Source organism: Zavarzinia sp. (genome assembly GCF_049306435.1).
In the GTDB taxonomy this organism is placed as follows: domain Bacteria; phylum Pseudomonadota; class Alphaproteobacteria; order Zavarziniales; family Zavarziniaceae; genus Zavarzinia.
Genome location: NZ_JBAQRT010000180.1, coordinates 1 through 7,388, shown reverse-complemented (window position 1 = coordinate 7,388; position 7,388 = coordinate 1). Strand labels below are relative to the sequence as shown.

Here is a 7,388-nt window from a genome sequence, read left to right as displayed (position 1 = left end):
GGGCTGAACCGGGCGGAAGCCGCCGCCGCCCTCGGCACCGGGGTCGAGGCGATCGACGACCTGCTGGCGACGGCGCGGGAAGAACTGGCGCGCCAGGCCCCGGCCCGCGTCCTCGTGATCGAGGACGAGCCGGTGATCGCGCTTCATATCGCCGAAATCGTGCGCGAGGCGGGCCACGAGGTGGTCGGCATCGCGACGCGAAAGAGCGAGGCGGTCGCCCTCGCCGCCGAGCACCGCCCCAGCCTCGTCCTCGCCGACATCCAGCTCGACGACGGCTCGACCGGCATCGAGGCGGCGCAGGAAATCCTGCAATCGCTCGACGTGCCGGTCATCTTCGTCACCGCCTTCCCCGAACGCCTGCTGACCGGCGAGCGGATGGAGCCGACCTATCTGGTCGCCAAGCCTTTCGAGCCGCAGACCCTGGTCGTCACCATCGCCCAGGCCCTGTTCCACCACCCGGTCACCTGATCCGCCATGCGCTGGCTGGCCCGGCTGCTGGATCCGCTGCGGGTCCGCCTCAGCGCGCTGATGCTGCTGGTGCTCGCCGCGCCGGCGGCGGGCGGTGTTCTGATCGCCGTCCAGGCCTATGACGAACAGACCCAGCGCGCCGAGACCCAGGTCCATCAGCTCGCCACCCTCGCCGCCTCGCACGAGCGGGATTTCTTCTTCGATACCTGGCGCCTGCTGGTCGGGCTCGCCGCCGACCTGCGCCTGCCCGAGCCGGGGGGCCGCTGCCCCCGGCTGTTCGGCGCCTTTCTCGACATCTACCCCGAATACGGCAGTCTCGCGCTGATCGATCCCGATGGCCTTCAGGTCTGCTCGACCGATCGGACCACCAGGGGGCCCGTCAAATTCGGCGCCGAGGACTGGTATCGAAGGCTGATCGCCAGCCGCGACTTCACCCTGTCGGATCTCGTTCCCCTTGGCCCCGCCGGGGAGGATCCCAGTCTGGTCGCCGCCATGCCCATCATCGGCGAGGGTGATTCGCTGGTCGGCGTCATCGCGGTCTGGATCAAGCTCGACCGCATGGAACAGGTGGCGCGCGACTCCGGCCTGCCGGACGATGGCGTCGTCTATGTTCTCGACCGCAAGGGTGGTGTGCTGACCCGGCGCACCGGCGCCGTCGTCGGCGATGCCGGCCTGCCGCAGCCCGATCTCGTCACCCAGGTGGTGGCCGACGAGATTCTGGAGTTCCGCGCCCCCGGCCTCGACGGGCAGGAGCGCGCCTATTCGACCGTCGTCCTGCAGGGCGGCGCGATCCATGTCCTGTTCGGGCTGCCGGTGAATTCCACCTTCACCTGGATCGAGCGGGATCTGGCCTCCCGGCTCGCGGTCATCGGCATCACCATGCTGGCCGCCCTCGCGGCGGCTCTCGTCGGCGGGCACCTGCTCGTCATTCGCTGGGTGCGCGCCCTGCGCCGCCTCGCCGCCGATTATACCGCCGGCCGGCTGGAGGAGCGGGCGAAGCTCGACGGGGCGCCGGCCGAATTGCGCGAGCTGGGCGATGGTTTCGGCGTCATGGCGCGGCGGATCGCGCTGCGCGAGGCCGATCTGAAGCGGACGATCGGCGAGAAGGACCTCTTGATCCGCGAAATCCACCACCGGGTGAAGAACAACCTGCAGACCGTGCTGTCGATGCTGTCCCTCCGCCTGCGGGGCGAGCGGGACGGCGCGGCGCGCGGCGCCCTGTCCGAGGCCGAGGTGCGGGTGAGGGCCCTCGCCCTTGTGCAGCGCCATCTCTATCTCGACGACGCGACCAGCCTCGTCGATGTGACCGCGCTACTGTCGGAACTCGCCGCCAGCATCGTGGCTGCCAGCAATGGCGATGGTCATATCGGCCTCGAGGTCGACCTGCCGCCCCTCGCCATCGAACAGGACCGGGCGACGCCGCTCGCCCTGCTGGTGACCGAACTGATCACCAACGCGATCGCCCATGGCCTCGGCGGCCGGCGCGGGATGATCCGCCTTGCCGGCCAGCGCGAGGGCGAGATGGTCACCCTCACCCTGGTCGACGATGGCGCAGGCTTCGATCCCAGGGCCAGCGGCGGCCTTGGCCTCGCCCTGGTGCCCGGCCTCGTCAAGCAGATGGGCGGCGAAAGCCGGGTGGAGAGCGCGCCCGGCACCGGCACGCGCTGGATCCTCACCCTGCGAGCCGCGACCCCGCCGCCGGCATGAGCATGTTCAGGCGCCGATGCTCCAGCCGGAAGCGCAGCGGCGGCGTCAGATGCATCAGTTCGCCGTCGATGGCGATGCGCAGGCGTCGGCGTTTCGTCGCGACGGTGAGCGAGCGACAGGCGGCGAAATGGATGCCGGGCGCCGTCTCCCAATGGCCCGCGGCCACCGCGAAGGCAAGGCGCAGCAGGGCCAGCGGCCCCCTGGTTTCGGCGACATAGACCGCCAGTTCGCCATCGGCGAGGCTGGCCCGCGTGGGGACCGGGCCGGTGCCGTTGACGAAGCGGTTGTTGGCGACAACCAGCAGCGGCGTGGTGATCCGGACCGTCTCGCCGGTATCCGTGTCGACCATGACCTCGACTTCCAGTTCGTGGCGGCGGAACAGGGCGCGCCAGCCGGCCCGGAACATGGCCGGCCATTTGGCGAGCCCCTTGCGCCGCCGCGCCCTCTCGCGGTCCAGCACCATCCAGGGATAAAAGCCGAGCACGGCGGCGTGCAGGAAGCGGATATCCCCCACGCTGGCGACATCGACAGGGGCGATATCACCCCGCGCCAGGACCTTGGCCGCCGCCACCGGATCGAGCGGCAGGCCAAGGTCGCGGGCGGTCAGATTCATCGTGCCCAGCGGCAGCACGCCAAGGGCGACCGGCGCGCCGCCCATCAGGTTCAGCGCCCCGTTCAGCGTGCCGTCGCCGCCGCCGATCACGACGACGTCGGGTTGCGTGGTGAAAACCTTGCGCAAGGCGTCGGTCATCGCCCGCGGCCGGGTCAGCACCATGTTGACCGTGTGGCCGGCATGGGCGAAGGCGGTGCGCACCCCGTTGGCGACGGCGCCGGCATCGGCGCCGGCGAGGGTGCCGGCCTTCTCGTTCATGACGACGGTGATGCGCATCGGCTATCCTTCGGTCCTGTTACCCCATGGTTGGCAAGGGAATGTGCGATGGCAAGCTGGGATCCCGGACAATACGCCAAATTCGCCGGGCCGCGCCTGCGGCCCGGCGCCGATCTCGTCGCCCGTCTGCCGGACCGGGACTATCGCGCGGGGGTGGACCTTGGCTGCGGCGGCGGCCAGGTCACGGCGCTGCTGCGGGCGCGCTTTCGCGGCCTTGCCCTGTTGGGCATCGACAATTCGCCAGCGATGCTGGAGGCCGCGCGGAAGACCCTGCCCGATGTCGAGTTTCGCCCGGGCGATATCGCCGATGCCACCCTGGCGGCGGGCTGCGACCTGATCGTCTCCAACGCCGCCTTCCACTGGCTGGCAAATCACCGGGCGGTGCTCGGCGCCCTGATGGCGGGCCTGCCGGCGGACGGCGTTCTCGCCGTCCAGATGCCGCGTAACCATGACGCCCCGTCGCACCGCCTGCTGGCGGACGTGGCGGCGACACCCCGCTGGGCGGGCCGATTCGCGGGCGTCGTCGGCATAAGGCCGGTGGACGAGGCGGCGGATTACGCCCGGCTGCTGCGCCACGCCGGGGCGGCCGAGGTCGACGCCTGGACGACCGATTACATCCATGTCCTGCCACCGGCCCCCGCCAGCCACCCGGTGCTGGAATGGGTGAAGGGCACCGCCCTTCGCCCCTATCTCGACGTGCTGGACGAGGCCGAGGCGGCGGATTTTCTCGCGGCCTATGGCGAGGCGCTTGTAGCCGCCTATCCGGCGGAAAGCGACGGAAGGGTGCTGTTTCCCTTCCGCCGCGTGTTCTTCGTCGCCAGCCGCCCAATGATCGGATGAACGGATACCGAAGGAGCCTCGCGGTGGGAACGCGCCCACGCCTGATCGAGGTCCCGGCCTTCGCCGGGACGACGAAGTGGTTTTCTTCGCGTCGCCCCGGCGGAGGCCGGGGCCTCGACACAACGAAGGCTCCGAGGCCAAGGTCCGCGTGGTGCCCGCCCTCGACGAGAGAGATTGCGCGTTTCGCTCACTCCGCCGCAGCGCGACGCATCAGGCCCGGCAGGCGGGCGATCACGGCCTCCGCTTCCGCGACCGTGCGGCGCACGATCTCGGCGGCGGGCAGGATGTCGTGGATCGCGCCCGAACCCTGCCCGGCGGCGAGGCAGGCCCGCTTCGCGTCGATACCCTCGGTGACGCCCATCAGGGTGAGATTGGCGCCGGCCTGGGCCGAGATCATGGCCTGCAGCGGAAAGGGCTGGATCTGGTCCGGCTTGCCGTCCCATTCCGCCGTGTAATCGTTGCGGATCGCGCGCAGGGTCTTGCCGGTGAAGCAACGGGTGATCACCGTGTCCTCGTCCCGGGCGGACAGGATCGCCTGCTTGTAACCCGGGGCGGCATTCGCCTCCTCGGAGGCGATGAAACGCGTGCCCATCCACACCCCGACCGCGCCGAAGGACAGGGCGGCGGCCAGGCCCCTGCCATCGACGATGGAACCCGCCGCGACCACCGGAATATCCAGCGCGTCGACCATCTGCGGGATCAGCGCCATGCCGGCGACCTTGCCGGTATGGCCGCCGCCCTCGGTCCCTTGCGCGATCACCGCGTCGCAGCCGGCGTCCTGGGCCTTGCGGCCGTGATTGACCGTGCCGCAGACCGCCATGACCTTGAGGCCGGCATCCTTCAGCTTCTTCATGATGGGCGCGGGCACGCCGAGGCCGGCGACGAAGGCGCTGGCGCCTTCGTCGATGATGATGTCGACGGCGGCGGTCAGGGTCTCGGGCAGTGCGGTCAGCAGGTCGACGGCGAAGGGCCGGTCGGTCAGCTGGCGGACTTTCCGCATTTCCTCGCGGATACGGTCCGCCGGCAGCGCCGCCATGCCGAGGCAGCCGTAACCGCCCGCGTTCGAGACGGCGGCGCAGACCTCGGCGAAGGCGACGCCGCCCATGCCGGCCAGCATCACCGGATGCTCGATACCGAGAAGATCACACAGGGGGGTGTGCAGGGTCATGGTGCCGCCCTCCCGTCACTCGCCGGCCCAGTTGGGCTTGCGCTTCTCGGCGAAGGCGCGGGGGCCTTCGCGGAAATTCCTCGACATGAACATGGCGCCGACGCTCGGATAATTGCCCAGCATCGCCGCTTCCAGCCCCGGCTGCTCGAGACCGCGCAGGGCGCTTTCCTTGGTGGCGCGGATGGACGAGGGGGCGCATTCGAGGATCAGCGCGGCCCAGCGCCGCGCCGCCGCCATCAATTCCGCCGCCGGCACCACCTCGTTGACGAAGCCGAGTTCCTTGCCTTCCTGCGCCGGCACCCGGCGCCCGGTCAGCAACATGCCCATGGCCGCCTTCAATCCGATCTGGCGCGGCAGGCGATGCATCCCGCCGGCAAGGGCGGCGAGGCCGACGCGCGGCTCCGGCAGGGCGAAGACGGCATTGTCCGAGGCGATGATGAGGTCGCAGGCGAGGGCGATCTCGAAACCGCCGCCCATGGCGTAGCCATTGACCGCGGCGATCACCGGCTTCACCAGGTCGAAACGGTTGGTCAGCCCGCCGAAGCCGGAGGGTGGCACTTCGATGGCGCCGCCCCTGGCCTGGAAGACGAGGTCGTTGCCGGTCGAGAAGGCGCGGTCGCCGGCCCCGGTGATGATCGCGACCCAAAGCTCGGGGTCGGCGGCGAAATCGTCGAAGGCGGCCGCCAGTTCGAAATTGGCCGCCGGATGGAGCGCGTTCATCACCTCGGGCCGATTGATGGTGACGACCAGCAGATGGTCTTCCCGTGTCACCGTGCAGAATTCGCCCATGGCATTCCTCTCCTCTTTTGTTGATTGAGGGGAAGAATGCATGGTTGACGCGCGCGTCACAACAGGCCCGGAACCGGGCCTGTCGGACGCGACGTCAGATGTGGATGCGGCCCTCGAGATAGAGCCGGCACTGGCCGGAAATCGCCACCCGGCTGCCCTGCGACTCGACCGAGAGGTAGCCGCCCCGGCTCGAGAGCTGGCGGGCTTCCAGCCGGTCGCGGCCCAGCCGCGCCGCCCAGAAAGGGGCGAGGCTGCAATGGGCGGAGCCGGTCACCGGGTCTTCGTCGATGCCCTGGGCGGGAGCGAACATGCGCGAGACGAAATCGACGCCGCTGTCCGGCGTGGCCTTCGCGGTGGCGATCACGGCGACCGGGGTCGAGGCTTTCAGGGCCTTGAAATCCGGCGCGAGGGCGAGGATATCGGCCGGTGTTTCGAACACCGCCATGAAGAAGCCGCCCGAGCGGTGGAATTCGCGCGGCGCCGCGCCCAGCGCCCCGGCGAAACCGGCGGGCAGGGCGGCGGGTTCGGCGCCGTGGGACGGGAAATCGAGAGTCAGGACATCGCCCGCCTTTGTCACCGCCAGCAGGCCGGATTGGGTATCGAATGTCACCGCCGGCAGATGCGGCCGCAGGATTGTCATGATGACAAAGGCGGTGGCCAGCGTGGCATGGCCGCACAGCGGCACTTCCACCGTCGGGGTGAACCAGCGCAAGGCGTAATGCCCCTCGATATCCGAGGGCACGACGAAAGCGGTTTCCGCCAGATTGTTGGCGGCGGCGATGGCGGCCAGGGTCTCGTCCGGCAGAAAGCGGTCGAGCGGCACCACGGCAGCCGGGTTGCCCTTGAAGGGCAGCCCGGCGCCGAAGGCTTCGACCTCGTAAATGTCGAGGCTCGTCATGGCTTTGCTCACGGTCTCCAGAACGGCTTGGCGGCTTCCGCTTCGAGATCGGCGCGGGACAGGCCGATGTCGCGCAGCATTCGATCGTCCATCTGGCGCATGTGATGTCGCTCCATGGCCCGGCGCTGCCAGGCGAGGAGGGCGATCACGACACGGGCAGCGAGGGTCCACACGGTCACGCGGCCGGCGGTCTCGTTCCGGGTCTCGACGGGCGACAGGGCGGGGGTTTTTGTCTCGATGCAATTGGTCATGGCGCCTCTCCTTTCAAGGCATTGTCTCTATAACTTGACAAAACAATCGTGACAACATAAATATTGTCCTCATGACAATAACCGCCGCCACCATCGCTCGCCTGTCGCCCCCCGCTCGTCGGGGGACTGATGCCTGGAACCCCAATCTCGCCGGTCACGACGGGCCGCTCTATCTCGCGATTGCGGACTCATTGGCGTCGGCGATCGCCGATGGCACCTTGCCGCCGGGCACGCGCCTGCCCACCCACCGCGACCTCGCGGTACGTCTCGGCGTCACCATCGGCACGATCACCAGGGCCTATGCCGAGGCGGCGCGCCGGGGCCTGACCGATGGCACCGTGGGGCGCGGCACCTTCGTGCGCGGGCGCGACCCGGTGC

At 69.6% G+C, this 7,388-nt stretch carries 9 protein-coding genes; 4 read left to right on the top strand and 5 right to left on the bottom strand.

The features are described from left to right. Both WAZ62_RS10150 and WAZ62_RS10145 read left to right on the top strand, forming a co-directional pair. Positions 1-468: response regulator (locus WAZ62_RS10150; protein WP_422643407.1), on the top strand; the 468-nt coding region annotated here is incomplete at its 5' end. A 6-nt stretch (positions 469-474) separates the two neighbouring features. Continuing rightward, positions 475-2,175 carry a sensor histidine kinase gene (locus tag WAZ62_RS10145; protein WP_422643406.1) on the top strand — a complete coding sequence of 567 codons (1,701 nt, stop codon included), beginning with the start codon at positions 475-477 and terminating at the stop codon, positions 2,173-2,175. Here the strand turns inward: WAZ62_RS10145 and WAZ62_RS10140 are convergent. Further along, positions 2,141-3,064 (bottom strand): diacylglycerol kinase family protein, encoded by a 924-nt coding sequence (locus WAZ62_RS10140; RefSeq protein ID WP_422643405.1) that lies wholly within the window; start codon positions 3,062-3,064, stop codon positions 2,141-2,143. The genes WAZ62_RS10145 and WAZ62_RS10140 overlap by 35 nt on opposite strands. Positions 3,065-3,112: 48 nt before the next feature. On the opposite strand from WAZ62_RS10140, the gene WAZ62_RS10135 reads away from it, so the two are divergent. After that, positions 3,113-3,904, top strand: coding sequence for a methyltransferase domain-containing protein (locus WAZ62_RS10135; RefSeq protein ID WP_422643404.1), 792 nt, complete (start codon positions 3,113-3,115; stop codon positions 3,902-3,904). A 187-nt stretch (positions 3,905-4,091) separates the two neighbouring features. On the opposite strand, the gene WAZ62_RS10130 is transcribed toward WAZ62_RS10135, so the two are convergent. The 4 genes from WAZ62_RS10130 to WAZ62_RS10115 all read right to left on the bottom strand — a co-directional run bounded on the left by WAZ62_RS10130 (position 4,092) and on the right by WAZ62_RS10115 (position 7,010). Then, positions 4,092-5,072: an NAD(P)H-dependent flavin oxidoreductase gene (locus tag WAZ62_RS10130; protein ID WP_422643403.1), complete on the bottom strand. Its 981-nt coding sequence runs from the start codon at positions 5,070-5,072 to the stop codon at positions 4,092-4,094. A 15-nt stretch (positions 5,073-5,087) separates the two neighbouring features. Beyond that, positions 5,088-5,861, bottom strand: a complete 774-nt coding sequence (locus WAZ62_RS10125; RefSeq protein WP_422643402.1) for an enoyl-CoA hydratase-related protein — start codon at positions 5,859-5,861, stop codon at positions 5,088-5,090. A 94-nt stretch (positions 5,862-5,955) separates the two neighbouring features. Beyond that, positions 5,956-6,771 carry a PhzF family phenazine biosynthesis protein gene (locus tag WAZ62_RS10120; protein ID WP_422643401.1) on the bottom strand — a complete coding sequence of 272 codons (816 nt, stop codon included), beginning with the start codon at positions 6,769-6,771 and terminating at the stop codon, positions 5,956-5,958. Next, positions 6,768-7,010 (bottom strand): DUF1127 domain-containing protein, encoded by a 243-nt coding sequence (locus WAZ62_RS10115; protein WP_422643400.1) that lies wholly within the window; start codon positions 7,008-7,010, stop codon positions 6,768-6,770. The genes WAZ62_RS10120 and WAZ62_RS10115 overlap by 4 nt, the downstream gene beginning before the upstream one ends. Positions 7,011-7,081: 71 nt before the next feature. Between WAZ62_RS10115 and WAZ62_RS10110 the strand changes: the two genes are divergently transcribed. Continuing rightward, the coding region (locus WAZ62_RS10110) for a GntR family transcriptional regulator (protein WP_422643399.1) at positions 7,082-7,388 on the top strand (307 nt) is incomplete at its 3' end.

Excerpts from the sequence above, each read along its gene's own strand:
- WAZ62_RS10145 (WP_422643406.1), top strand. The coding sequence starts at position 475 with ATGCGCTGGCTGGCCCGGCTGCTGGATCCGCTGCGGGTCCGCCTCAGC.
- WAZ62_RS10140 (WP_422643405.1), bottom strand. The coding sequence starts at position 3,064 with ATGCGCATCACCGTCGTCATGAACGAGAAGGCCGGCACCCTCGCCGGC.
- WAZ62_RS10135 (WP_422643404.1), top strand. The coding sequence starts at position 3,113 with ATGGCAAGCTGGGATCCCGGACAATACGCCAAATTCGCCGGGCCGCGC.
- WAZ62_RS10130 (WP_422643403.1), bottom strand. The coding sequence starts at position 5,072 with ATGACCCTGCACACCCCCCTGTGTGATCTTCTCGGTATCGAGCATCCG.
- WAZ62_RS10125 (WP_422643402.1), bottom strand. The coding sequence starts at position 5,861 with ATGGGCGAATTCTGCACGGTGACACGGGAAGACCATCTGCTGGTCGTC.
- WAZ62_RS10115 (WP_422643400.1), bottom strand. The coding sequence starts at position 7,010 with ATGACCAATTGCATCGAGACAAAAACCCCCGCCCTGTCGCCCGTCGAG.